25 protein-coding genes and 3 tRNA genes are annotated in these 24,109 nt (G+C 58.8%); 20 read left to right on the top strand and 8 right to left on the bottom strand.

From position 1 onward, the window contains the following. Nucleotides 1–134 precede the first annotated feature (134 nt). From gltX to QP922_RS03090, 4 genes are all read left to right on the top strand, one after another. The gene (gltX, locus tag QP922_RS03075) at nt 135–1,634 is read left to right on the top strand and encodes a glutamate--tRNA ligase (RefSeq protein WP_284807877.1); all 1,500 of its coding nucleotides are present in this window, start codon (nt 135–137) and stop codon (nt 1,632–1,634) included. A 206-nt stretch (nt 1,635–1,840) separates the two neighbouring features. After that, a tRNA-Gln gene (locus QP922_RS03080) sits at nt 1,841–1,912 on the top strand. A 56-nt stretch (nt 1,913–1,968) separates the two neighbouring features. Next, nucleotides 1,969–2,044, top strand: a tRNA-Glu gene (locus QP922_RS03085). Between the two features lie 57 nt (nt 2,045–2,101). Then, nucleotides 2,102–2,665, top strand: coding sequence for an RBBP9/YdeN family alpha/beta hydrolase (locus tag QP922_RS03090; protein ID WP_284807878.1), 564 nt, complete (start codon nt 2,102–2,104; stop codon nt 2,663–2,665). On the opposite strand, the gene QP922_RS03095 is transcribed toward QP922_RS03090, so the two are convergent. After that, on the bottom strand, nt 2,660–2,989 hold the full coding sequence (locus QP922_RS03095; RefSeq protein WP_284807879.1) for a transcriptional regulator: 330 nt from the start codon (nt 2,987–2,989) through the stop codon (nt 2,660–2,662). The genes QP922_RS03090 and QP922_RS03095 overlap by 6 nt on opposite strands. Continuing rightward, nucleotides 2,982–3,386: a hypothetical protein gene (locus tag QP922_RS03100; protein ID WP_284807880.1), complete on the bottom strand. Its 405-nt coding sequence runs from the start codon at nt 3,384–3,386 to the stop codon at nt 2,982–2,984. Before QP922_RS03100 ends, QP922_RS03095 begins: the two co-directional genes overlap by 8 nt. Nucleotides 3,387–4,055: 669 nt before the next feature. Here QP922_RS03100 and QP922_RS03105 point away from each other — a divergent pair. After that, a tRNA-Glu gene (locus QP922_RS03105) sits at nt 4,056–4,128 on the top strand. Between the two features lie 64 nt (nt 4,129–4,192). Here QP922_RS03105 and QP922_RS03110 read toward each other — a convergent pair. Both QP922_RS03110 and QP922_RS03115 read right to left on the bottom strand, forming a co-directional pair. After that, nucleotides 4,193–4,933: a hypothetical protein gene (locus QP922_RS03110; RefSeq protein WP_284807881.1), complete on the bottom strand. Its 741-nt coding sequence runs from the start codon at nt 4,931–4,933 to the stop codon at nt 4,193–4,195. Nucleotides 4,934–5,039: 106 nt separating this feature from the next. Beyond that, a complete protein-coding gene (locus QP922_RS03115; protein ID WP_284807882.1) occupies nt 5,040–5,330 on the bottom strand; it encodes a hypothetical protein in 291 nt (96 codons plus the stop codon). Between the two features lie 103 nt (nt 5,331–5,433). Here QP922_RS03115 and QP922_RS03120 point away from each other — a divergent pair, with 103 nt between their 5' ends. Then, nucleotides 5,434–6,219, top strand: a complete 786-nt coding sequence (locus QP922_RS03120; RefSeq protein WP_284807883.1) for a chymotrypsin family serine protease — start codon at nt 5,434–5,436, stop codon at nt 6,217–6,219. 18 nt (nt 6,220–6,237) lie between these two features. On the opposite strand, the gene QP922_RS03125 is transcribed toward QP922_RS03120, so the two are convergent. Continuing rightward, complete coding sequence (locus QP922_RS03125; protein ID WP_284807884.1) at nt 6,238–6,936, bottom strand: IclR family transcriptional regulator; 699 nt, start codon at nt 6,934–6,936, stop codon at nt 6,238–6,240. A 48-nt stretch (nt 6,937–6,984) separates the two neighbouring features. Between QP922_RS03125 and leuC the strand changes: the two genes are divergently transcribed. The 4 genes from leuC (at nt 6,985) to QP922_RS03145 (ending at nt 11,459) form a co-directional block, all read left to right on the top strand. Further along, nucleotides 6,985–8,409 (top strand): 3-isopropylmalate dehydratase large subunit, encoded by a 1,425-nt coding sequence (leuC, locus tag QP922_RS03130; protein ID WP_284807885.1) that lies wholly within the window; start codon nt 6,985–6,987, stop codon nt 8,407–8,409. Nucleotides 8,410–8,455: 46 nt separating this feature from the next. Next, nucleotides 8,456–9,046, top strand: coding sequence for a 3-isopropylmalate dehydratase small subunit (gene leuD, locus QP922_RS03135; RefSeq protein ID WP_284807886.1), 591 nt, complete (start codon nt 8,456–8,458; stop codon nt 9,044–9,046). Nucleotides 9,047–9,178: 132 nt separating this feature from the next. After that, entirely contained in the window at nt 9,179–10,321 is a 1,143-nt protein-coding gene (locus QP922_RS03140; RefSeq protein ID WP_284807887.1) for a hypothetical protein, read from the top strand. A 160-nt stretch (nt 10,322–10,481) separates the two neighbouring features. Further along, nucleotides 10,482–11,459: a hypothetical protein gene (locus QP922_RS03145; RefSeq protein ID WP_284807888.1), complete on the top strand. Its 978-nt coding sequence runs from the start codon at nt 10,482–10,484 to the stop codon at nt 11,457–11,459. A gap of 74 nt (nt 11,460–11,533) precedes the next feature. Here QP922_RS03145 and QP922_RS03150 read toward each other — a convergent pair whose 3' ends face one another. Continuing rightward, nucleotides 11,534–12,532, bottom strand: a complete 999-nt coding sequence (locus QP922_RS03150) for an NUDIX hydrolase (protein WP_284807889.1) — start codon at nt 12,530–12,532, stop codon at nt 11,534–11,536. Nucleotides 12,533–12,680: 148 nt separating this feature from the next. Between QP922_RS03150 and QP922_RS03155 the strand changes: the two genes are divergently transcribed. Both QP922_RS03155 and QP922_RS03160 read left to right on the top strand, forming a co-directional pair. After that, nucleotides 12,681–13,679: an NAD(P)H-dependent glycerol-3-phosphate dehydrogenase gene (locus QP922_RS03155; protein ID WP_284807890.1), complete on the top strand. Its 999-nt coding sequence runs from the start codon at nt 12,681–12,683 to the stop codon at nt 13,677–13,679. 21 nt (nt 13,680–13,700) lie between these two features. Continuing rightward, nucleotides 13,701–14,771, top strand: a complete 1,071-nt coding sequence (locus tag QP922_RS03160; RefSeq protein ID WP_284807891.1) for a D-alanine--D-alanine ligase family protein — start codon at nt 13,701–13,703, stop codon at nt 14,769–14,771. A 7-nt stretch (nt 14,772–14,778) separates the two neighbouring features. Here QP922_RS03160 and QP922_RS03165 read toward each other — a convergent pair whose 3' ends face one another. Further along, nucleotides 14,779–15,684 carry a DUF3515 domain-containing protein gene (locus QP922_RS03165; protein WP_284807892.1) on the bottom strand — a complete coding sequence of 302 codons (906 nt, stop codon included), beginning with the start codon at nt 15,682–15,684 and terminating at the stop codon, nt 14,779–14,781. Between the two features lie 46 nt (nt 15,685–15,730). On the opposite strand from QP922_RS03165, the gene QP922_RS03170 reads away from it, so the two are divergent. The 8 genes from QP922_RS03170 to QP922_RS03205 all read left to right on the top strand — a co-directional run bounded on the left by QP922_RS03170 (nt 15,731) and on the right by QP922_RS03205 (nt 23,584). Further along, nucleotides 15,731–16,690 (top strand): thiamine-phosphate kinase, encoded by a 960-nt coding sequence (locus QP922_RS03170; RefSeq protein ID WP_284807893.1) that lies wholly within the window; start codon nt 15,731–15,733, stop codon nt 16,688–16,690. Continuing rightward, the gene (locus QP922_RS03175; protein ID WP_284807894.1) at nt 16,687–17,328 is read left to right on the top strand and encodes a uracil-DNA glycosylase; all 642 of its coding nucleotides are present in this window, start codon (nt 16,687–16,689) and stop codon (nt 17,326–17,328) included. Before QP922_RS03170 ends, QP922_RS03175 begins: the two co-directional genes overlap by 4 nt. A gap of 10 nt (nt 17,329–17,338) precedes the next feature. Continuing rightward, nucleotides 17,339–18,730: a DAK2 domain-containing protein gene (locus QP922_RS03180; RefSeq protein ID WP_284807895.1), complete on the top strand. Its 1,392-nt coding sequence runs from the start codon at nt 17,339–17,341 to the stop codon at nt 18,728–18,730. Between the two features lie 3 nt (nt 18,731–18,733). Further along, the gene (locus QP922_RS03185; protein WP_284807896.1) at nt 18,734–20,830 is read left to right on the top strand and encodes an ATP-dependent DNA helicase RecG; all 2,097 of its coding nucleotides are present in this window, start codon (nt 18,734–18,736) and stop codon (nt 20,828–20,830) included. 62 nt (nt 20,831–20,892) lie between these two features. Further along, a complete protein-coding gene (gene rsmD, locus QP922_RS03190; RefSeq protein WP_284807897.1) occupies nt 20,893–21,462 on the top strand; it encodes a 16S rRNA (guanine(966)-N(2))-methyltransferase RsmD in 570 nt (189 codons plus the stop codon). Between the two features lie 5 nt (nt 21,463–21,467). Continuing rightward, complete coding sequence (coaD, locus tag QP922_RS03195) at nt 21,468–21,953, top strand: pantetheine-phosphate adenylyltransferase (RefSeq protein WP_284807898.1); 486 nt, start codon at nt 21,468–21,470, stop codon at nt 21,951–21,953. Next, nucleotides 21,950–22,705 (top strand): sulfite exporter TauE/SafE family protein, encoded by a 756-nt coding sequence (locus QP922_RS03200; protein ID WP_284807899.1) that lies wholly within the window; start codon nt 21,950–21,952, stop codon nt 22,703–22,705. The genes coaD and QP922_RS03200 overlap by 4 nt, the downstream gene beginning before the upstream one ends. Before the next feature lie 24 nt (nt 22,706–22,729). Next, a complete protein-coding gene (locus QP922_RS03205) occupies nt 22,730–23,584 on the top strand; it encodes a PPK2 family polyphosphate kinase (protein WP_284807900.1) in 855 nt (284 codons plus the stop codon). A gap of 44 nt (nt 23,585–23,628) precedes the next feature. Here QP922_RS03205 and QP922_RS03210 read toward each other — a convergent pair whose 3' ends face one another. Next, nucleotides 23,629–24,108 carry a hypothetical protein gene (locus QP922_RS03210; RefSeq protein WP_284807901.1) on the bottom strand — a complete coding sequence of 160 codons (480 nt, stop codon included), beginning with the start codon at nt 24,106–24,108 and terminating at the stop codon, nt 23,629–23,631. Between the last annotated feature and the right edge of the window lies 1 nt (nt 24,109).

A 24,109-nucleotide genomic window follows, 5' to 3' on the forward strand; every position in this document is an offset into this window, starting at 1 on the left:
GAGATTTTCACTATAGGTAATGATTGTCATTCCCTATAGAGTAGACGGGAAAAGCCCTGCATGTGGTTAGTGGAAACAGCTTTCATCTACCCCCAAGTGGGGCGGGCGGTGCGGTGAAGCTGGGCTGAACTACGATGGGAAACATGACTGAAACAACTTCCGACGTCCGCGTACGTTTCTGCCCTTCACCGACCGGCACGCCCCACGTAGGCATGGTCCGCACGGCCTTGTTCAACTGGGCCTATGCCCGCCACACTGGGGGCAAGCTCATCTTCCGCATCGAGGACACCGATGCCGCTCGTGACTCCGAGGAGTCCTACCAGGCCATCATCGACTCCCTAAACTGGCTCGGCCTGGGCTGGGATGAGGGTGTTAACGTCGGTGGCCCCGACGAGCCCTACCGCCAGTCCCAGCGCATGGATATCTACGCCGATGTCCTGCAGAAGCTCAAGGATGGCGGCTACGTCTACCCGGCATACTCCACCAACGAAGAGGTTCAGGAGCGCCACAAGGCGGCCGGCCGCGACCCGCAGCTGGGCTACGACAACTTTGACCGCGACCTCACCCAGGAGCAGATTGATGCTTTTGAGGCGGAAGGCCGCAAGCCGGTGTGGCGCCTGCGCATGCCCGATAAGGATTGGTCCTGGACTGACCTGGTTCGCGGCGACATGACCTTCAAGTCGGAGACCCAGCCGGACTACGTAGTGGCCCGCTCCAATGGCGCCCCGCTCTATACCTTGGTTAACCCGGTCGATGACGCTCTGATGGGCGTGACCCACGTCCTGCGCGGTGAGGACCTGCTGTCCTCCACGCCGCGCCAGCTTGCTCTTTACGAGGCACTCATCGAGCTGGGTATTGCCAAGCAGACCCCGGAGTTTGGCCACCTGCCCTTCGTGATGGGTGAGGGAAACAAGAAGCTCTCCAAGCGCGATCCGCAGTCCAACCTGTTCAATCACCGCGACAATGGCATCATCCCGGAAGGCATGCTCAACTACCTGTCCCTGTTGGGCTGGTCGCTGTCGGCGGACCAGGACATCTTCTCCGTCGATGAGCTCATTGCCAACTTCGATGTGCAGGACGTGCTGGGTAACCCGGCCCGCTTCGATCAGAAGAAGCTGGAGGCCATCAACGCCGACCACATCCGTCTGCTTGAGCCGGCTGACTTTGCACAGCGCCTGCGCGATTACCTCACTGAGTACACCGACTTCCCGGCGGACTACCCGGAGGAGAAGTTCACGTTCGCCGCTGACTTGGTGCAGACCCGCATCAAGACCCTCTCGGATGCTTACGGCCTCATGTCCTTCCTGACGACCCCGGACACGGAACTTGAGCTCGATGAGAAGGCCGCCAAGAAGAACCTGAAAGAAGATGCGGTCCAGCCACTCGAGGTCTCCATTGCCAAGTTGGAAGAGCTAGGGGAGTGGAAGACCGACGAGATTGAGAAGGTTCTCTCCGCCGCGCTTATCGACGACCTCGGGCTCAAGCCCCGTAAGGCCTACGGCGCCCTGCGCGTAGCTATCTCCGGCCAGCAGGTCTCCCCGCCGCTGTTTGAATCCATGGAGCTTTTGGGTAAGGAGTCCACGCTGGCTCGTCTCAAGGCTGCGCAGGCAGTTACGCCGTGGAGCGGAGAATAAGCGCACTGGCTGAGTAGGCAGGCACACGGCCGGCACAACCAGCGCGACTCACAGAGGTGTAATTTCGGGGCGTTTGAGTTCACTCTTAGCGCCCCGTAAATTACCTCTAGCCTGGCGATTTGTGTGGATCGGGTGTGCTGGATATAGTTATAAACCGTTGCAGCGAGCAGCGAAGGGTTCTGCCCCAAGCGAGTTCACCGCAATAGTGGCCTATGGTGTAATTGGCAACACTACGGTTTCTGGTACCGTCATTCTAGGTTCGAGTCCTGGTAGGCCAGCAGTGATAACTGTTTGACGCAGCAACCTGCGGCAAACTCAGTCGTCACAGTTCTATGCCCCGTTCGTCTAGCGGCCTAGGACGCCGGCCTCTCACGCCGGTAACACGGGTTCAAATCCCGTACGGGGTACCACTTAGGGAGTGGCAAGCATCAGGTGCTTGCCACTCTTTTTCTTTATGATTGGTGACCATGCACTTCTACATTGTTCATGGATATCAAGCCAGCCCCGACAGCCATTGGTTCCCGTGGTTGGAGCGCCAGCTGACGGCCGAGGGCCACACGGTCCATACCCTTGCGCTGCCAGACCCGAATGCGCCGAAGCTGGATGAGTGGGTAGAGACGATACGCAAGGATATTGGGCGTCCAGATGCTGATACCTGCATCATTACGCATAGCCTGGGCGGCATCGCGCTGCTGCACTATCTCACGGCATTAGAAGGCGAGTGTGAGCTTGCCGGGCTCTTTATCGTCTCTGGGTTCGTGGAGAAGCTTCGCGTTATTTCAGAACTCGACGAGTTTATTGGCCAAGCACATGTCGACGTGCCTGCTATTAAGCCCCACATTGCTCATACAGAGGTCTTCGTGTCCACTAACGATATCCTCGTGGACCCAGTCTTAACGCAGCAGCTTGCCGACGCCCTCTCGGCCACCCCCATCACCATCCACGATGCGGGGCATTTCCTCGAAAGCGACGGCTATACCGAGTTTCCACAGTTGGAGGAGCGCCTTACGCAATGGCTGCGCGGTCTATAGGCCCTCAGTCATTGCTTTGAGTGCCTCCACGTGTTGCACATAAGCCTGAGTCCCCGCTTCAGTAAGCGTGACCCACACGGAATCTTTCGCCCGCGTGGAGCCGTACTCGCGCGTACGGCTGACATAGCCGTTGTCTTCAAGATGCTTCAACTGCTTCGACAGCGTATCGGCGGGAAGTTCCGTGAGGTCAGCAAGCAGGCTGTATTTCATCTGCCGGCCGTCTGTAGCGCCTGCGGAAAATAGCGTGGCGCAGATTCTCAGCCGATTAATCGGATGGATGATCGGATCCAGTTCGGCTGGACGGTGCGCAGATTCCTTAGGCATTGACGCCCTTTACAGCGGCATTACGGTTCTCATACAGCATCCATGCCGTTGCCGCAGAGACAATTGCGCCGCAGACCACCATCCACGGCCACGAGTCTGGAGTTGGGGTGGTGGACATGATCATTGCACCGGGCAGCAGTACCCGTGACCAGGTCGCGCGGTTGTTACTTGGCCCCATATTCGGATCGGGGCGCACGAATGGGTTCGCAATCTTGTCCTTGAGGAGATAGCCCAGAATAAAGGTCGGTATGAGAACTGCGAGGCCGTACCACCAGGACACCTTAGTCACCGCGAGGCCACATCCGATGCCGAGCGCGACAAGCGCAACCGCCCACGGACTCTGGCTCCAGGCGGTGCGTTTCTGGGCTTCCTCAATGATTTTTAGATCATCGTTCATTGCTCATCTCCCTTACTTGCAACTAATGCAAGACTAACACTTGCATGTTGTGCAAGTAAAGGGATGTAGTGAGAAGCATTTACAGGAAAGAAGGGGCAGCTTCTCTTGGCTTAGGAAGGCGGTGGTCTTGTTGTGCCCCATACCGGTGAGGGGAGAGCCTAGGTTCTTGGAGTGTGAAATCAAGCACCAGGGGGCAAACCAGTGTCCAATTGGTCTAAGTGCTTCCGGTGTGCGTGCGCCGGGTTTACACTGCAGGTACAGGACATTCCCGGAAGAAAGGAGAGCGGATGGCGGAAGCTGAAAATCATCACTATCGCCGACGCGACTCTAGCAGATAGTACGAGGCGGCATCGCCATAATCCATAACTTCTTAAAGCCAACACTCGAGCGAAGTAGGAGCCTTGCACCACATGCTGTTAGCGCACGTGTCCTCCCGAACCTCCAGCGTTGCACACTAGTGTTCCGGCCTAAGCTGCCCACGGTAAGCCAGCGGAATAACCACTGATTCGATCCGCACCCAGGCCGAGAGAATTCGAGTAGTCACCGCAGCCACAACAGGGCAACGAGGTTCGGGATTTTATCTGTTTAAAAATGCTTTTACCTGCCGATTTGTGCAATCTTTCGGAGATCCTATAGTGTTTAGCAAGTCCGCAACGGACAGCAAAACGAGCCCCGTTCGTCTAGCGGCCTAGGACGCCGGCCTCTCACGCCGGTAACACGGGTTCAAATCCCGTACGGGGTACAACGAAAAGCGCTAAGCCATTCCTATGGCTTAGCGCTTTGTTGCTTTCTCGACTTCTAGGGTTCTAGACAATCATGATTTCGGCGTTGTTGCCGCCGGTGCAGCGGATGATCTCGCGGTCGTCGGTCCTGCAGGCAAGGTTGTAAGTTTGATGGGTCACCGGACTCGTGACGGAAATCTGTGGTGGAACGTATCCGCGAAGGTCTTCCAAAGAGCTGATAGTAAGACTCATGAGGTGGCCAGCGGTCGAGCGGGCAAAATCGCAGCTGGTATTTGGTCCTGCAAGGACGTAGGTGATGTTGTAGCCATCACCTGTCTGGCACATCGTGGCAGGGGTGCCAAAGACGTCGACCTTGGCGCCGTTAATCTGGTTCTCTGGAAGCTGCTCGTGTATGTGGTTGAGGGAACCAATACGTGCGGATTCAATCGTTTTCCGGCTTCCAGGTGGCATGACATATTGTCCGGGCTCTACTCCCTGGAGGTGTGGAGGTGTAGTCTGTGGAGCTTGCTGCTGCGCAGCTTGCGGTTGAGCGCCTGCTTGTCCTTCTGGCGCGGAGCCACCAGGAATGGTGGGCTCAGGGCCTGCGGGTACCTCGACGTGGGAATCGTCGTTAAGCGGCTTGAAAGCTGGGTAGGTGTTCTTGAATGAAGGCTCTGCTGCCTCGGAGGTGGCAGGGGCAGTGGCTGGGGCGGCGGTCTCGGTGGGGGTAGAGGAGCAGCCAGTTGCGAGGAGGCCCGCGGTGGCTACGGCGGTCAGTGCCGTGAGGAATCGGCGTGCGGAGGAAGGGGTCTGTGAGGAGGTCATGGCCCCACACTAACGCCTGTATAGCCATACGGTGTGGGAAAACGGGGAACGCTGCCCTGCTCAGTGGAGTGCTGGAGCGGGGCAGCGAGTGGAAAGTGACTGAGATTTAGTGATCGTCCCAGTGTCCGTCGTGAGCGGCGTGGCGGTGGCCATCGTGCAGGTAGTCGACGTGATCACCGTGCGGAATGGCAACGTGGCCGCAGCCCTCGCCGTGCTCGTGATCGTGGTCCTCGTGAACGTGGTGCTCGGATGTCTCGCACTCGTCCCAGTGGCCCTCATGCTCGCGGTGGATGTGGCCATCGTGAACGTAGTCGGTGTGATCTCCGTGCTGGAAAGCGACGTGGCCGCAGCCTTCACCGTGGGTGTGGGCGTGCTCTTCGTGGATGGTGTGGGTCATGACTTCTCCTTAGTGAACCCGTGTGTTTTCAGTCTGTTTTCATTTAAGCGCTTTTTCATTAGGGTTTCAATAGCGGGGGTAGCGGGGGTGCTACAGTGAATGCATGACGACGAAACTCACGCGTAGCCTAATGGCCGCTGCCAGCGCTTTTGCCGTATCGATTTCGGTATTGATTGCACCAGTTGCTGCCGCCGATGCCATAGTTCAGATCGCGCAGGGTCAGAAGATCATCACCTCGGATGGTGCTGAATGCACTGTTGGCTATGTTGAACCAACCCGCGCCTGGACCTCTGCTCATTGTGGGCTTGATGGTGGGCAGGTGTATACCGATTCTGGACAACACGTGGGTACGTTGCGATGGTTTAGCCCGTCTGGCGCTGCAAGCCACGACTTGGCCTATGTTCAGTTCGCTGGTGGAACCTCTTCTGGCGGAAACCCGATCACGGGTGACGGAATGGCGACACCGCCAGGAGAAGGTGCCCGGGTGTGTATGGATGGCCGCTATGCGGGGCGCCACTGTGGGCCGACCGTGCGTGGTCCGGGAGTGTTTCCGGGAATGCACTATGCTGCAGGTTTCTCGCTTGCCCCTGGGGATAGCGGTGGGCCAGTGTCTATTGAGGGCCGTCCTGGAGTCGTAGGCATCTATCAGGGCATTACTGTGGTCAACCGCAATGGTCAGGAGATGACCTTCTCCAACTATGCCCGTATGCCGCATGCGGACGAGCTCGCGCGACTGCCGCACCAGGGCTATGTGCCGCGTCGTCCTAATCGTGAACCGGCCAACGTGGTGCGTTCAGTGCAGGAAAGGGGAGAGGCCTTCTCATCTACGAGTAGTAAGGGCCCCGAAGGGTTGCGCGGACTTGCTGCTTACTTCGGCTTGAGCATCTAGGAGGACCTTCGTGCTTACCTAGGCACCATCAGTGGAGAGTGCGTCGGTGAGGCGCTTGGCGGCGTCGACTAGCACAGGCGCAAACTTCTCCGCCGGGGAGGGGCGAAAGCGATCTGCTGAGCCTGACACAGAGAGAACAGCAATGAACGTCCCTGCGCTATCGAAGACGGGGGCGGATATGGAAGCAAGATTAGATTCGCGCTCTTCGATGGATTCTGAGTAGCCATTCTCGCGCGCGAGCTCAACATCGCGCTCGCTGAAGAGGGCGTCTGATACATGGACGTCCCCAAATGCGGCGAAGATGCGTGCTGCCGAACCAGACGTGAGGGGTAATTGGCGGCCAACGGGGACTACGTTGTGGAGACCATACTCCGGCTCGCGCGTGGCGATGCAGGTGCGTGTTGTGCCGGAAAGCTCATAGAGCTGAACGGACTCGCCGGTGGCCTCGAGAAGCTCCTCCATGATGGGGCCGGCGGTTTCGATGATGCGATCTCGGTTTCCTGGCAGAGCAGGGCCCGCACCCCATTTACCGTCAGCAGTGCGGGTTAGGATGCGGTGTGCTTCCAGTGCGGTCGCCAGACGGTGGGCGGTGGCCCGCGGTAAACCTGTGGTCTCGCAGAGCTCGTTGAGTGTGGAGGGGCGGTTGGTTGCGGCCATCATGATGGCGACGGCGCGATCCAATACCTTTATTCCTGATACTGCGCTATACTCTCCCATACAATGAAATCTACGTCCCATTAATTGAGATTTCAAGTGGAGAGGCTTATGACTGAGAAACTGACACTGGCAGAGAAGGTGTGGCGTGACCACATCGTGCGCAAGGGCGAGAACGGGGAGCCTGATCTCCTCTACATCGACTTCCAGCTCCTGCATGAAGTTACCAGCCCGCAAGCCTTTGATGGGCTACGCCTGGCTGGTCGCACTATGCGCCACCCAGAACTGCACCTAGCTACAGAAGATCATAACGTCCCTACGGTGGGTATCAAGACCGGAAATCTGCTGGAGATTAAGGACGAGGTATCCCGTACCCAGGTCTCCACGCTGCGCAAGAACTGCGAGGAGTTTGGCGTTCGACTGCATGCGATGGGTGACGAACAGCAGGGGATTGTGCACACTGTTGGCCCGCAGCTCGGTATTACCCAACCTGGCATGACCATCGTGTGCGGCGACTCCCACACCTCAACCCACGGCGCGTTCGGCTCCATCGCGATGGGCATTGGCACCTCCGAAGTCGAACACGTCATGGCTACTCAGACGCTGTCACTGAAGCCTTTTAAGACCATGGCCATTGAGGTCTCTGGTGAATTAGCTGAAGGAGTATCTGCCAAGGATTTGATTCTTGCCATTATTGCCAAGATCGGCACCGGCGGCGGTCAGGGCCACATTATTGAGTACCGCGGCGAAGCTATTCGAAAGATGTCGATGGAAGCTCGCATGACCATCTGCAACATGTCTATTGAGGCTGGCGCCCGTGCCGGCATGGTAGCACCAGATGAGACCACGTTTGAGTACGTCAAGGGGCGTGAGTTCGCCCCGAAGGGTAAAGACTGGGATGCCGCCGTGGAGTACTGGAAGACGCTGCCGACTGATGAAGGGGCTGAGTTCGATACCGTCGTGGAGATCGACGGCTCCGCACTGACCCCGTTCGTTACCTGGGGAACTAACCCGGGGCAGGGCCTGCCGTTGAGCGGCTCAGTGCCGGATCCGGAATCCTTCGGCGATGAAGGTGAGAAGGTCGCGACCGAAAAGGCTCTGGCCTACATGGATCTCACGCCGGGCACTCCGCTGCGAGACATCCAGATCGATACCGTATTCCTCGGTTCCTGCACCAACGCGCGCATCGAGGACTTGCGCGCAGCCGCAGAGGTGGTGAAGGGTCGAAGCATTGCGGCCAATACTCGCATGATGGTTGTGCCTTCCTCCGCTGTAGTTAAGGCCCAAGCTGAAGAAGAAGGTCTGGACAAGATCTTCACCGACTTTGGCGCGGAGTGGCGTACGGCGGGTTGCTCGATGTGTCTGGGCATGAATCCGGACCAGTTGAAGCCGGGGGAGCGGTCGGCGTCGACAAGCAACCGTAACTTCGAAGGCCGTCAGGGCCCTGGTGGGCGTACCCACCTAGTTTCCCCAGCAGTCGCAGCAGCCACCGCGGTTCTGGGCCACCTGGCCTCACCGGCCGACATCAACGCCTAAGAGGCCACGAGGAAGTACAAGGAAGATTGGCAGAAAGCAGAAGACAATGGACAAATTTTTAAACCACACCGGTGTTGGTGTTCCGCTGCGCGCTTCGAACGTGGATACTGATCAGATCATTCCGGCTCGCTACCTCAAGTCCGTCAAGCGCACGGGTTTTGCTGAGGGATTGTTCTCAAACTGGCGCTCGGATGAGAACTTTGTGCTCAACCAGCCCCAATTTAAAGATGGTTCAGTCCTTTTCGCCGGTCCAGACTTCGGCACGGGCTCCTCCCGTGAACACGCAGTCTGGGCGCTGGCGGAGTACGGTTTCAAGGCCGTGTTTTCCTCGCGCTTTGCTGATATCTTCCGCGGCAACTCCGGCAAAGCCGGACTGCTGACCGGGTTGATGGCACAGGAGGATATTGAGCTTATCTGGAAGCAACTGGAAGCCGGTGAAACTCAGGTGAGCGTTGACCTTGAGGCACGCACCGTGACCGTGGGCGGCAACAGCTATACCTTTGACATCGATGACTACACCCGTTGGCGCCTCATGGAAGGCCTCGACGATATCGGCCTTACCTTGCGCAACGAGGCGGACATTGAAGCGTTCGAAGCTGGCCGTCCCCCATTTAAGCCGCGTGTGGCCGCGTCATAACTGTCATAGCGTTCGTCGTGAAAGAAAAAGGGCTGAGGCCTAACCGCTACTAACCCCTTTTGAGGTAAATGAAGGGGTAGCATTCCCCATGTCGCGTGGCACCCTTAACAAGGTGCCTTTAGTATTTTCCGCATGACCAACCCTTTTGATAGCAATAGAGACCCGTCCGGCAATCAGCAGGGCGGGAACAACGGCCAGAACGGCTTCGGTTCCTTCGGTTCCAACGGCGGAACTTCCTCCGGCGGCAACGCCTATGGCTCCGATCAAAGCGGCAACCAAGGCGGCTTTGGGAATAACACCACTGGAGGAAACTCCTACGGTGACAATTCCTATGGCGGAAACACCTATGGCGCCGACCAGAACAGCTATGGGAACAACGCCTACGGCGGTGACTCGTATGGCGGGAATTCCAACTCCTACGGCGGGAATTCGTATGGAGAGAACTCCTACGGTGCCGGCCAGAATACCTACGGTCAGGGCTACCAGGATCCCAACGCTTATGGCGCGGGTTACCAGCAGCAGGGCGCCTACGCAGCGGGGTACCAGCAGCAAGGTGGTCTGACCGTCTCGCCGGTCGACGCCATGGATTCCATCGGTCAGGCGTTCAAGGGCTATTTCAAGCAGCCTATGCCTGGTGCTTTGGCTATTTTAACTTACTACGCAATCGTGGCCCTTGGTGGTTTTCTGCTCATTATGGTCCTGAGCTTAGGTGCTGCGTCTACTTCCGCGACGTCGTATGACCCAGCGACTGGCACCTTTTCCGACGGCGGCGCTGCGGGCCTTGGGGCATTGAGCATTCTCGCTATGGTCGTTGTTTACCTCTCGATGATTCTTCTCAATGCTTGGATGTATGCCGGCTGCGTCTCCGCCTCATGCAAGATTGCTAATGGGCAAAATGTCTCTTTCGGCGACTACTTTAAGGGTGGCAACGTCAAGGGCATTTTCGGTGTGTACGTCTGCTATATCATTGCTGTTGTTATCGGTACTTTTACCATCGTTCTGGGCATCGTGGCGGCCGTGCTTTTCTGGGCGGCACCGGTGATCAAAGCTGAAGACCCCGAAAAGAGCATTGGTGAGTGCTTCAAAGAATCGAAGAACCTTGTCGTGAATAACTTCGGTCAAATGTTCCTTTTCTACCTCGTGTTCACGATCTTGGTGAACTTGTTCATGTTGATTCCCATTGTTGGAATACTCTGTGCTCCTCCGCTCTTGGGCTTGGGACACGTCCTCTTCGTGCGTACCGTGCGCAAGCGTCCGGCCATGCGCTGGGCCTAACATCTGGATCGTGTGGCAGGGGCGTGCGTCAAAGACGGCGCCCCTTTCGTCGTGGGCGGAATGACTTCACCTGCGTTGTGTGGGGAATAGACCCCTGTTATTGCCGGGATGGAGGGCACTTCAGCGCGCCGACACCGAAACTCCCTATAGACTCCAGTGCATGAACAACCCATACGAAGGATATGACGGGCCATCCGGGTACGCCGGGAATGGCGGATTCGGAGGCTCCTCCAGCCCCAACATGGGGCCACACCAATCTGGTTATGGAGCGCAGGGAGGAGTGCCGCCCTACGCGGGCCAAAGTGGCCCCTATCAACCGGGACCCTACGGTGGCGGAGACTACTCGGGCTCCTATGGGAACCAATTCAGCGGCAGTGGCCCGTATCAACAAGGTCCATGGCCGCAGCACCCCCCAGTGATGATGGGAGTGCCGCAGGCAGAGCCGGGCTTCATCATCGGGCAATCTTTTAAAGCCTTCGGGGATGCTGCTGCGGAGTGGATCGTTGGTGTCCTTGCCCATCTGGGCATACTTACCGCAGTCTATTTTGCGGTCAATTTCGCCGTGATGGCGGTGTCCTTCATCGGCGCCATTGTTATGGGCAGCGTATCCTCAACCGCGGCCTCTGAGCCATTGAATTTCTTGGGCGTCGTCGCCTTGCTGCTGACTTTCGGCGCAATCTTTGGTTGCGTGTTTGCCTGCATGTTGTGGATGCAGGCAAACTTTTGCTATGCCGCCAATAAGGCGATGGACGGTGAAAAACTCACTTTCGGAGACTTCTTTCAGTTCGAATCCGTCGCTGGTCTGATGAAGGTATTTCTGTGCGTAGGACTTATTGTCACCGTGGGCTTTGTGCTCATCATCCCCGGCATTATTGCGATGGTGCTGTTCTGGGCAGCACCGGTCATTAAGGCCAAAGAACCCTCCCTTTCTGTGGGGCAGTGCCTGAGCCTGTCCCAACAGATGGTGCGCCAGAACTTCGGTACCTCCTTGGGCATAGTCGTTCTGCTCGGGTTGATACAGTTCGCCTTCTCGTTGATGCCGTTGGTCGGCCTCATCCCCGCCTTTCCCATTACGGCGTTGGGTTATGCGATTGCCGCTCGTGCCTTCTCACAGCAGCAGTGCAGGCTGTGGCCGTAATTGTGGGGAAAGGGCGAGGGGGAGACGAGTCGAAGACGGAATGCCTCTCGATGAGCAAGCCTCCCAATGCGGAATTAACGTACTGGTAGCGGGCTAGCTAGGTAGTCTGCGCCGGTGAGCTCGCCATCATTGAAGGATAGGACCCAAACCGAGGCCTTCTTAAACTTCAGCTCCTCAATCGGAGTGGTGATGAACTTCGGGGCATAGGACTCGATGATGCCGGGAATAGTAAGTCCCTGGCTGACAATGACGGGGGCTCCGCCGCCGTCGACGACGCGCTGAAAAGCGGCGCGCGCGACATCAGGATTGGCATCAAATACTTCATCGCCGAAGGCCTTGTTGATGGCAATGTCCATCCCCAGCTCATCAGCAAGTGGAGCGGCAGTCTGCTGGCAGCGCTGCGGAAGGGCGGAGTAGATGGCTGTTGGGTGATACGGGGTAAGCATGGGCACTAGCATTTCTGCCTGGCGGCGGCCCTTCTTATCAAGCGGGCGCAAGTCATCGTCGCCCTCCCAGGAACGGCGCTGATGCGCATGGGCATGACGAACGTAGAGCACGCGCGTCGTCGGTGCCAAGCGCAGGCGCTTCTGAGCCTTGGCAAGAACCTGCGTGTCGACTTCGTAGGAGAGCAGTTCGCAGGCCTCATCAATCTTCATCCACCGCAGCTCATCGGTCTCATCGTTGGGGGTGTAGGTGCCTTCCAACACACGAGCCATCCAGTAATACACCACCTTTGTGCGGCCCTGGACCGGGTAGGCCACCTTGCCAATGAGCTTGCCCAAACGAACGGTGTAGCCGGTCTCCTCAAGGATTTCGCGCGCTGCTGTTGTGGGAAGAGACTCGCCCGGGTCAACCTTTCCCTTGGGCAAGGACCAGTCGTCATAACGCGGGCGGTGAATGAGGGCGACCTCCGGATCTTGCGGATCGCCGCGCCACAAAACGGCACCGGCAGCGAGAGTGGTGCGCTTGAACTCATCGGCCGGGTCCACAGGAACCTCCTGGTGACGGCCGGAAATAAACACCTCCGACTGAACGTCCTTGTCCGTTTCGTGCATGTTTTTTGCCTTGGGCATGCTGCTCCTTCAAACGCCGGTGTTTTTCGCGTTTTCCATTTTCCTCCACTGACCACAATGATGCAGTCTTACGCGCCGAACGTGCTCTAAAGCGGACCGTGCTTTAATGGTGGAGACTGACAAACCTGTTCTAAAAGTGAGGTGGCACATGGTTAGCGTGGCTGTGATGGGAGCTGGCTCGTGGGGTACCACGTTGGCCAAGGTTTTCGCGGACGCCGGGAACGAGGTCCGTCTGTGGGCACGTCGCGAGGAGTTGGCCGCAGCTATTAATACCCGCCACGAGAATCCGGATTACCTGCCGGACCTGCCACTGCCCGAGAGCATCGAGGCAACGACGGATCCCGCACAGGCATTAGACGGTGCCTCCATTGTGATTTTCGGCGTGCCTTCCCAGACCTTGCGCAGCAACCTGACAACGTGGGCGCCCTTGCTGCCTAAAGACGCCACGCTGGTCTCCATCTCCAAGGGTGTGGAGAAGGAAACGCTGAACCTGATGAGTGAGGTCATCGCCGACGCCGCGGGCGTAGAAGAAGACCGCATCGCCGTTCTCTCGGGACCGAACCTGGCCAAGGAGGTGGCCCAGGAGCAACCAGCCGCTACCGTTATTGCCTGCACCGATGAGGCCCGTGCCAAAGAAGTCCAGCACGCGGCCGCAGCACCGTACTTCCGCCCCTATACGAATACCGATGTCATCGGTGCAGAAATCGGCGGTGCCTGCAAGAACGTCATCGCCCTCGCCTGCGGTATGGCATCCGGCAAAGGGTTGGGCAATAACACCATGGCCACCATCATTACCCGCGGACTGGCAGAGATAACGCGCCTCGGCGTGGAACTGGGAGCGGATCCCTTTACGTTCTCCGGTCTAGCTGGCATGGGCGACCTTGTGGCCACGTGTAGTTCGACGCTCTCGCGTAACCGCACCTTTGGCTACCAACTAGGACAAGGCGGTACGTTGGAGGAAGCTAAGGCCGCCACTAACGGTCAGGTAGCGGAAGGCGTGATTTCCTCTGACTCGATTTTCCGCCTCGCGCAGCGTGCGGGCGTCGAGATGCCGATTACCCAGGCCGTCTATGGCGTGTGCCATCGAGGGGTCAGCGTGGACGACATGATCGTGGCTCTGATGGGTCGCACCAAGAAGGCGGAGTAAAGCCGAGTAAAGTTGCCGGGTATGACTGAAGCGAAACCTGTGCGCGTAGCCGTTGTCTACGGTGGGCGCAGCTCCGAGCACTCGGTGTCCTGCATCTCCGCTGGTGCCATTATGGAGCACCTCGATCCGGCAAAGTATGACGTTGTGCCCATCGGTATTACCCGCGAAGGCACGTGGACTCAGGGGACCCGCGAGGGGCTCGAGATTGTTCATGGCCGCATGCCGGAAGTCGAGCTCCACGATGAGCTTGCGCTCTCCCTTACTCCGGCCACCCGTGGTCGCATCCACAATGTCACCCGCCATGAGCACTACACTGAGGTCGATGTCATCGTGCCGGTCCTTCACGGCCCCTTTGGTGAGGATGGCACGGTGCAGGGCCTCTTCGAGCTTTCGGGCATCCCCTACGTGGGCGCCGGAGTGTTGGCTTCGGCCGTGGGTATGGACAAGGAATTCACCAAGAAACTCCTCGTGGCTGAGGGCTTGCCTGTGGCACCACAGGAGGTACTTACTGGAGAAACGGCGCTGGACGACGTCCAGAAGGACCGTCTCGGCCTTCCCGTATTTGTGAAGCCGGCACGCGGTGGTTCCTCCATCGGTGTTTCCAAGGTCTCGGCCTGGGAGGATTTTGAGGCGGCCGTGAAACTGGCCTACGAATCTGACGATAAGGTGCTCGTAGAACCTGAAATCCGTGGCGCTGAAGTTGAGGTCGGCGTACTTGAACACCCAGATGGAACGCTTCGGGCCTCTGTCCCGGCCAAGCTTCTGGGGACCACGGAGTCCGAGGAAGGCTTCTATGGCTTCGATGCCAAATACCTCGATGAGGGTGTTTCTGCTGAAATCCCTGCCCCGCTAAGCAAGGAACTCACCACCGAAATCCGCGAGCGCGCTATCGAAGCCTTCCGCGCGCTTGGTGCGGCAGGTCTGTCCCGCGTAGATTTCTTCATCACCGAAGACACCTACTACATCAACGAGGTCAATACCTTCCCGGGCTTTACCCCGATTTCGATGTACCCGCAGGTCTTCGCCGCCGATGGCGTGAGCTATGCGGAGCTACTCGATACGCTGATTCAGACCGCGCTGGCGCGCGGTTGATGTCGCGTTAAGACTGTTCCGGGGTGGACTCGGCAAGGGCGTCGCTAAGTCGCACGAGCGCTGAGTTCGCCGCATCTTGGGGAGCGGAAAGTGCGAGGTCTTCAGCGCGCCCCAAGGCAAACCATGTGCCGGCCGTCGTTCCCTCGCCTAAGGTTGTGTCCTCAAACCACGGAACCTCGTTGACTTGCTGCAGCTGTACACCGGCAGCGTAATTCTCCGGGGCGGCTACACCACAGCGCACGACGATCTCCTCGCGGCCCGGCGCGCTAAAGACCCACGTGTTGTCATCGCCCACGTCCTCGCGGCGCGTGTAGCCCTCCGCGAGAGATTCTGGCAACGCCGACTCAAGGTCCGGGCACATGGAATCCGGACCGGACGCAAGCTTCGATAGTGGGGCGGGGTTCGGCTGTAGGGACTTCTGGGGGAGGGCCGAGAGGGCGTCGGAAAGCCCCTGCGGTGCCTCGTCCCCTGTGGTCGTCACTGCGATGGCAGGGCTGCGCTTCGTGGTGTACCAGGTGGTGAGATGAGAACCTGGGGTGGCGTCGATGACCTGCAGCCAGGCTTCACCGTCGACGTCAGTGGTCTGTGAATACTCCGTGTATTGCTGCGGCAGGTCCACGCCGCACCGAAGAGTAACGCGCTCCTCAGAGGAGCTCGACCACGCGGCAGCGCCAGCCGGAGCAGGCTCGGCGAGTTCGGCACGAGGGTGGCCTAAGAGCTTGTCAGGAAGCGACTCCACTAGCTGCGCACATTCGGGGGAGTCCGCAGCTTTGAAGGGGGTGGGAGGCAACGCCACCGGTTGCTGCGCGGAGTTGGTAAAGACGAACTTGGCGCCCAACAACACCGCAAACACCATGGTGATGGCTAGCCCGAGTGAGACGTAGATGGCGGTGCGGTTAAATTGGGTATCCATAGGGGCATATCCTAACCCCCGAAGCCATAAAAGAGAGAAGGAGTCGATGGGTTTGTCGCACACGCTCGAGCAAGCCGGGGAAAGGCACGTCATTCATGAAATCGTCGCCGCTGCGCCCAGCGCTCTCAACGGTGACGATGCTGCGGTGCTCTACCCAGCAGCACCTAATTCCCGCACTGTGGCGTCGACGGACATGATGGTGGAAGGTCGCCACTTCCGCCGAGACTGGTCGACGGCCTCGGAGGTGGGGCAGAAGGCCATTGTGCGAAACTTCGCGGATATCGAGGCCATGGGAGCGCGCCCAACCGCAGCCCTCCTTGCCGTTGCGGCTCCCGGGGATACACCGGTGGACTTTGTGCGCGGCATTGCGCAGGGAATTGCGGAGCGCTGCGCGGTGTACAACGCCGAGCTCGTCGGAGGAGATCTTACCCGCAGCGACAACTTCGTTCTCAACGTCACGGCACTGGGCTCGTTGGGCGGCAGTGGCGCACCGTTGACCTTGGATAAGGCGCGCGCGGGGCAGACCCTCGTGGCGCACGGCAAGATGGGGTACTCCGCAGCCGGGCTGGCCTTGCTCGAGCGTTTCGGCCGGGCACTACCGCAGGAGTTGGAGGATCTGTGGCCGCTTGTCGACGCTCACTGTGCCCCCACCCTCACCCCTGGTCGCGGTGTAATTGCTCGCGCTACTGGTTCGACCGCAATGACGGATAACTCTGATGGGCTGGTGCGCGATGTAGGACTGATGGCGCAGCGCTCCTCGGTGCACATCGACTTGGACCCGGAGGCTATTGCGCCGGACCCTCTTCTGGCTGCCGCCGGCGCTGTGCTGGACGTGGATCCGTGGGAGTGGATTCTCGCCGGCGGGGAGGACCATACGCTACTAGCCACGACGTTCAAGGACGCTCCCTCTGGATTCCGTACCGTAGGAAGGGTCTTGCGTGGAACGGGCGTTACAGTAGGTGGCGAAGCACCACGTTTCACCGGCGGTTGGGAGAGTTTTGCATGATCGATACGTCCCGTATCCACTATTCCTGGATGCCGCACATTCGTGCGGCGCTTGAGGAGAACCTTCCGCGCATTGAACAGCGCATTGGGCAGAGTTATCTGCCTCCGGCTGAGGATGTTTTTGCCGCATTGTCCCTGCCTGTCGAGGAGGTCCGCGTACTCATCGTGGGCCAAGACCCGTATCCCACCCCGGGGCATGCGATGGGCTTGTCTTTCTCCACACGGCCAGGTGTGGCTGCACCTCGGTCACTGAAGAATATTTACGCGGAGCTCCACGATGACTTGGGGATTCAAGGCCGCGATGACGGAGACTTGCGCGCGTGGTTCAACCAGGGCGTGCTCATGCTCAACCGCGTTCTCACCGTGGCACCTGGTCAAGCGGGCTCGCACCGACGCATTGGATGGGAGCCGATTACGGAAGCCGCTATTCGGGCGCTGGCGGGCCGTGACATCGTCGCCATCCTGTGGGGACGTGACGCCCAGAGCTGCCAAGCGTTTCTTCCCGGTACCGAGTGCATTACCTCACCGCATCCTTCACCGTTGTCGGCGCGGCGCGGATTCTTTGGTTCGAAGCCCTTTTCTCGTGCCAATGCAGCTCTTGAGGCCCGCGGCGTCACGCCCGTGGACTGGCGCTTGTAAACTAGCCCACATGTCGTATCCCGCCGAGTTGGACGCGCGTGGCCTGCATGCCTGGGCCGCGCGCACCGTGGAGGAGCTTACACGCCGCCGCGCTGAGATTAATGCGCTTAACGTGTTTCCCGTCCCCGATTCTGATACCGGATCCAATATGGCGCACACCATGGAAGCCGCCCTGGCGGAGGCGGACAAAGGTGAGATGGACGTAGCCGAAGCGCTGGCGCTGGGATCCGTGCGGGGAGCTCGCGGTAACTCAGGCATGGTCCTCTCGCAGGTTTTGCGCGGTGTAGCTGAGGCAACGACTGAGTCGCGTGTGGATGGTGCAGTGTTGGCCGCCGCGCTTACGCACGCCGTCGAACTTGTCGACCGCGCCCTCGCGGCGCCCGTGGAGGGCACCATCATTACTGTGCTGCGCGCTGCTAGCGATGCGGCGCGGGCTGAAGCCGAAAAGTCTGGTGCGCAGCTTCACTGCATTCTGGTCGCCGTCCTTAGCGCTGCCCGGCGCGCGCTCGCTGAGACCCCATCGCAGCTGCCTGCTTTGCGGGAGGCGGGCGTTGTGGATGCCGGAGGTGCGGGGCTGGTAATCCTGCTGGAGTGTTTGCTGGCTCAGGTCACCGGAGAGGAGCCAGATGTTCAGCCGCTCAAGTCCAATGAGCACAAGCGCAGCACACACGTAGAAGCCGAGACAGCTGGGGCCGAGATTGAAGCCATCTTCTTTTATGAAGGCGATCTGGATGTGATCCAGGAAGCTTTGAGTTCCATGGGCAATAGTCTCGTCATTGCACGTGCCACCAATGCGTCCGCCAGCGTGCACATCCACAGTGCCGACGTGGGCGCGGTCATCGAAAAGGCTTACGCTCTGGGAAAGGTCAGTGACCTAAGGCTGGAAGCACTGCCCGCGGTAGACAAAGCGCCGCAATCCACTGCTGGGCAACCAGGGCGGCGGATCTTCGCTGCAGTTCCAGACGGTGCGGTGAGGGAGCTGTTTGAGAAGGTTGGGGTATGCGCGGTCAAGCCTGGTGTCAGGGTAAAGGATGCTTCTGCGGGCGATCTTTTCTTGCCCAATGGTTGTGGAGGTGATGCAGGGCAAGCCACTGTCATTCCCGCAGATTCCTTCGTAGCAGGTTTGGCTGCAATGTCGGTCTATGAACCGCACAACCCTCATACTGCTGAGGTGGTAGCTGCCATGGGTGATGCGGCCCGGTCCATGCGCGTGGGGTATCCAGCGGAAGAAACGGTGAGCGCAGTCGAGCAGGTTTCACGGTCGCTGTTAGCCCATGGCGGTGAGCAAGTCACAGTGCTCACCGCCTTGGAGGTGTCGGAAGAGGAACTTGCGAACAGCCTCGGCGTGGATGTGGTCGTAGTGCGCGTACCTGGCACGCGTACAGAGATTGGGGTGGAGTAGACCGTGCTGGGGTGGCAGGATGACCGCAAACTCACTGAAGTACTGGACAAGAAGGATGCATCAGCGCTGAAGAAAGCCTTCGGCTACACCACGTGCGGTGAGCTGCTCAGTCACTATCCGCGCGACTATATCCGCCACAACAAGGAGGTCGGCCTGGGTGGTGCCGAGGAAGGTGACCAAGTCACCATCACCGGCGTTATCCGCGATGTCCGCACCCGCCACACCTCCAAGACCGTGGTCTTCACCTTGTACATGGATAGCGGGATCCAGGCGGCGTTCTTCAACGCCTACTTTGTCCAGCGCATTCTCCGCAGCGGCATGCGCATTATGCTCTCCGGCAAGCTGAAGTATTTCCGCGGTATACCAAGCCTGCAGCACCCAGATTTTCTCATTTTGGACCCCGGCAGCCTCCAGGATTCGATGTGGGATAAGGCTGCCGGTAAAGGTAGCGGTTCGCTGAAGAAACTCGCGCAGTTTGGTTCGCTCGATACCTTTCTGAAGCGCGAGTGGATTCCGGTGTATCCAGCCAGTGGAACGGCAACGTCATGGTATGTCATGGGCGCAATCCATAAGGTGCTGGAGCAGACTCCGCCGATCCCAGAACCGTTGGATTACCGCATGATGGTGACACTGGATCAGGCAGTACGCGAGATTCACGAGCCGGGACCGAATGGGCCGGAACGTGCAATTCAACGCCTCAAGTACAACGAGGCCCTGTCCATTGGTCTGGTGATGGCGCTGCGCCAACGCGATGTCAAAGGGCGTACCGCCACCCCGATGCCGGCCATTATTGACGGCTACCGTGATGAGCTGCTGTCGGAGCTCCCATTCCAGCTGACGGATGGGCAACGCCGCGTGATAGGAGAAATCGATACCGACCTCTCCGGCACCGTCCCGATGATGCGCCTGCTGCAAGGCGAGGTCGGATCGGGCAAAACGCTCGTTGCCACGTGCGCGATGCTCCAGGCAGTAGACGCCGGAAAGCAGGCAGCGCTGCTGGCGCCGACGGAGGTGTTGGCGGTGCAGCATGGGGCGTCGATAAGCGCTAGCGTTCCCGAAGGGGTAACCGTCACCGTGCTGACTGGGTCGATGAAGACTGCGGAGAAGCGCCAAGCACTCCTGGAGATCGTGTCGGGCGAGGCTGACATTGTGATTGGTACTCATGCCATCATTCAGGACACCGTCGAGTTCTTTGATTTAGGCCTGGTAATCGTCGATGAGCAGCACCGATTCGGTGTGGAGCAGCGCGATAGCTTGCGCACCAAGACCAGGGAGGGCACAAGCCCCCACCTGTTGGTCATGACGGCTACGCCAATTCCGCGCACGATTGCCATGACCGTCTTTGGGGACTTAGCCGTCTCCACGCTCAAAGAGCTGCCCGGCGGACGCAAACCTATCCTGTCGGCGGTGGTTCCCGAGTGGAAACCCGACTGGGTTCGCCGTGCCATCGAGCGCATCCGTGAAGAAGTAGAAAAGGGCCACCAAGCCTATATCGTGTGCCCGCGCATCGAAGGTGATGGTGGAGTCGAGCAGCTTTCCGTGCAGCTGCGCAACCTGCCGTTCCGTGGGCTGAGTGTAGAAATGCTCCACGGTAAGATGCCGGATAAGGACGAGGTCATGGCGAGCTTTGCACGAGGCGACATCGATATTCTCGTGTCCACGACCGTCATTGAAGTCGGGGTTGACGTGCCCAACGCAACGGTCATGCTGATTCGAGAGTCAGAAAACTTTGGTGTCTCTCAGCTACACCAATTGCGCGGCCGTGTCGGGCGCGGCGGCAATGCATCAGTCTGTCTGCTGCACACCACCGCTTTGCCAGACTCTAAGTCCTATCGGCGTGTGGCGGCTATCGCAGATACGCCTTCCGGCTTTGACTTAGCCGAGCTCGACCTCAAGCAACGCCATGAGGGCGACATTTTGGGCACCTTGCAATCCGGTACGAAGCGCACGCTCAAGTTGCTAGATTTGAGCAACGACCGCGAGATTGTCGAGCGCACCCACGCGGACGCCGCCGCGATGGTCGAGCGCAACCCTGAGCTGGCAGAAGAACTGACACACAACCTCACTGCGGACGAGCAGGACTTTCTGGAGAAGAACTAAACCCAGCAGATCTCGGGGGGAGACTCCTCTCCCTTAGCCCCAAGGGCGATAGGGTAGAGGCCATGACGAGAATCATCGCTGGGGAAGCCCGCGGGCGCAGCATCAAGGTGCCCGAGTCTGGGACGAGGCCGACCGCCGACCGTGCCCGTGAGGGATTGTTTTCTTCACTAGACGTGCGCTGGGGGTTCAACGATTCCCGCGTGCTCGACTTGTTTGCTGGTTCCGGTGCGCTGGGCCTGGAAGCTGCGAGTCGCGGTGCCGAAGAAGTGGTGCTGGTGGAACATAACTCTGCCGCGGTCAAGGTGATCCGCCACAACATTGGCGTGGTCAAGCACCCCCGCGTTGAGGTACGGGAGATGAAAGCCTCGACCTACCTGGCCACCGCACCACGCGGCTATTTCGACATTGTCCTTGCGGATCCTCCCTACGAGTTCGACGACGTTGATGGCCTGCTCGACGCTATTGAACCTGTGCTGGATGATGATGCGATTGTGGTGATTGAACGCCACGTTGATACACCCCAGACGGAGTGGCCTGAAGGGTTTGAACCCACCGGTCAGAAACTTAAGAAGCGTACGTTTGGTATCGCACGTTTTGACATGGCCATCTATCACCGAAGCGAGGAGAACTAAGTCCAATGCCAACCCACGCAGTTTGCCCTGGTTCCTTTGACCCCATCACACTGGGACATGTCGACGTGTTCAAACGCGCGGCTGAACTTTTTGACAAGGTCACCGTGCTCGTCACCGCGAACCCGGATAAACCCTCTGGTTTGTTCAACGTCGAAGAACGCGTTGACCTCATCCGTAAGACCGTGTCACCGGATATTGAGGTGGACTGGTGGGGCGGCTTGCTTGTGGACTACACCAGCGCACATGGCGTGGACACTCTGGTCAAAGGTTTGCGCTCCTCATTGGACTACGAGTACGAGCTGCCCATGGCACAGATGAACCGCCGCTTGTCCGGAATTGATACCGTCTTTCTTCTTACGGATGAGAAATACGGCTACATCTCCTCCTCGTTGTGCAAACAGGTTGCAAAGTACGGCGGCGATGTGACGGGCATGTTCCCTGAGCATGTGGCCAAGGCCGTCATGGCGCGCTACCAGGAACAGCAGCAGTGACCGTACTGGTCATCCCACTCTCCATCCTGTTCATCGTCGCCGTAGGATCGTGTCTTCAACGCGTATCCGGCATGGGTTTGGGGCTTATCGGTGGTCCCATCTTGACCCTCATGTTGGGGCCGGTAGAAGGCATTATGGTTACCAATGTGTTGGCCTGCATCAACGCGGTTCTCACGACGTATTCCATGCGCAAGGACGTCGATTGGGGCAAGTGGGCGCGCATCGCTCCTTTCATGGTTCTGGGCTCTATCCCGGCGGCCCTGCTCATTGCGCGGATCGATACAGCCATGCTGTTGGTCCTCGTTGGTGGTGCGCTCCTCACCGCACTGGGCGTGGTGTCCTTTGGCCGGCACTTTGTGCCGGAGTTGCATGGCACGGGTCCGGCGGTATCCGCCGGTATTCTGGGTGGCTTCACCAATACGTTGGCTGGTGTTGCGGGGCCCGTGATTACTGTTTATGCCCAGGCCGCACGCTGGCCGCAAGCAGTGTATGCAGCTACGCTTCAGCCCTGTTTCTTCGTCGGTGGACTGTTTTCCGTGCTTACGAAGTACTTCTTAGGTGCTGGCGGCTTCGAGGGCCTGCATTGGCTGGTATGGCCCTTCGGCATCGTTGGTATGTTTATCGGAATCCAGGTGGGCACGAAGATTGCTGGGCGAGTTTCCCGTGAACACGCACGCAAGCTCTCCCTGACTGTGGCGAGTTTAGGCTCCCTTAGCGCGCTTATTCGGGGACTCATGACGCTGGGTGCCTAGGGCGGCTTCTGTAGGCTGGTCGGCATGGCGAAATTCAAGATTGAAGACGCACTCAACCTACGCGCAGGCAAAAACTTCCAGATTGACTCGGTAGATCCCTCGAGCACCCCGGGTTTCGACGGGGATAAAGAAGAGCTCGATGCGCGGTTCTCCAAGTATGACGATGTGCTCTACGAGCTGCAGGAGCGTCTCTTTGCTAACGGGCGTGCCTACGGTGAGGATGCCCCGGCCGCACTTATCGTCCTGCAGGGTATGGACACTTCCGGAAAAGGCGGTGCCATCCGCCACGTCTTTAGCACCTTTGACCCGCAAGGAACGACGACTGTCGGCTTTGGAAAACCTACCGAGGAAGAGCTGAAGCACGACTTCCTGTGGCGCATCCGCAAACACGATCCGAAGCCAGGCCAAATCGTGGCTTTCGACCGTTCACACTATGAGGATGTGCTGATCCAGCGTGTGCACGAGTGGGTAGATGAAGAGGAAGTCGATCGCCGTATTGAGGCCATTCGTGACTATGAGCTTGAACTCACTGCTCGAGGCGTGAAGGTGATCAAAATCTTCCTGCACATCTCCAAGGAGGCCCAGAAGGACAATCTGCTTGAGCGTACAGAGCGCGAAGATAAATTCTGGAAGTACGATCCTTCAGACGTTGAGGAACGTGCATACTGGGACCAATACATGGAGGCTTACCAAGACGCGATTCAGCGCACGGATGAAAATTACGCTCCCTGGTATGTCATCCCCACTGACAACAAGAAATATGCCCGCATGGCGCTGAAGTTCCTTATCGTGGACCTCCTCCGACACCTGCACTTAGAGTGGCCCGCGCCCGACTTCGACCCAGAAGTCGAGCGCGAGCGCATTGAGAACGCCGACTAGGTGCTGTTTCTACCCTCTACCCGGTTTCTTAACCTGACAGCGTTTTAGTCGTCACTGTCTGCGAGTTCGCGGGCGGTGGCGTTAAACGTATCGAGGACGGACAGCAGTGCCTCCTGGGCGTTAATGATGGCCACGTTGAGGGCATGGAAAAGCTGGTCCTCGCTCAGGCCCGCGGTGGTGACGAAGCAGGCGTCGCCCCGCAGCTCAATGCTGCCGTTATCGGTGCCCACGAGGGCGCGGCCATCGAAGGCACCGGAATTGAACTCATTGCACAACACGTGGAACAGGGAAATGACCTCTTCGCCGAGCTGAGTAGGCAGAACGCATTCCAAGCGTACAAGGCCTTCCTCGACGGTAATGACCCAATCCAGGTCATTGAGCCGAGCGACAGCGGCGGTGGCATCCTCTGGGTGGGCGGTGGCGGCCATGTCGAGTTCCGCGCCATTAAGCAGGCTCAGGACGCGATCACGGGTGACCGCCGGCAGGGGAGAGCCTGACAGAATCTCGTAGGGATCAGCGCTCACG

It is taken from the genome of Corynebacterium sp. MSK218 (genome assembly GCF_030232655.1).
GTDB lineage: Bacteria > Actinomycetota > Actinomycetes > Mycobacteriales > Mycobacteriaceae > Corynebacterium.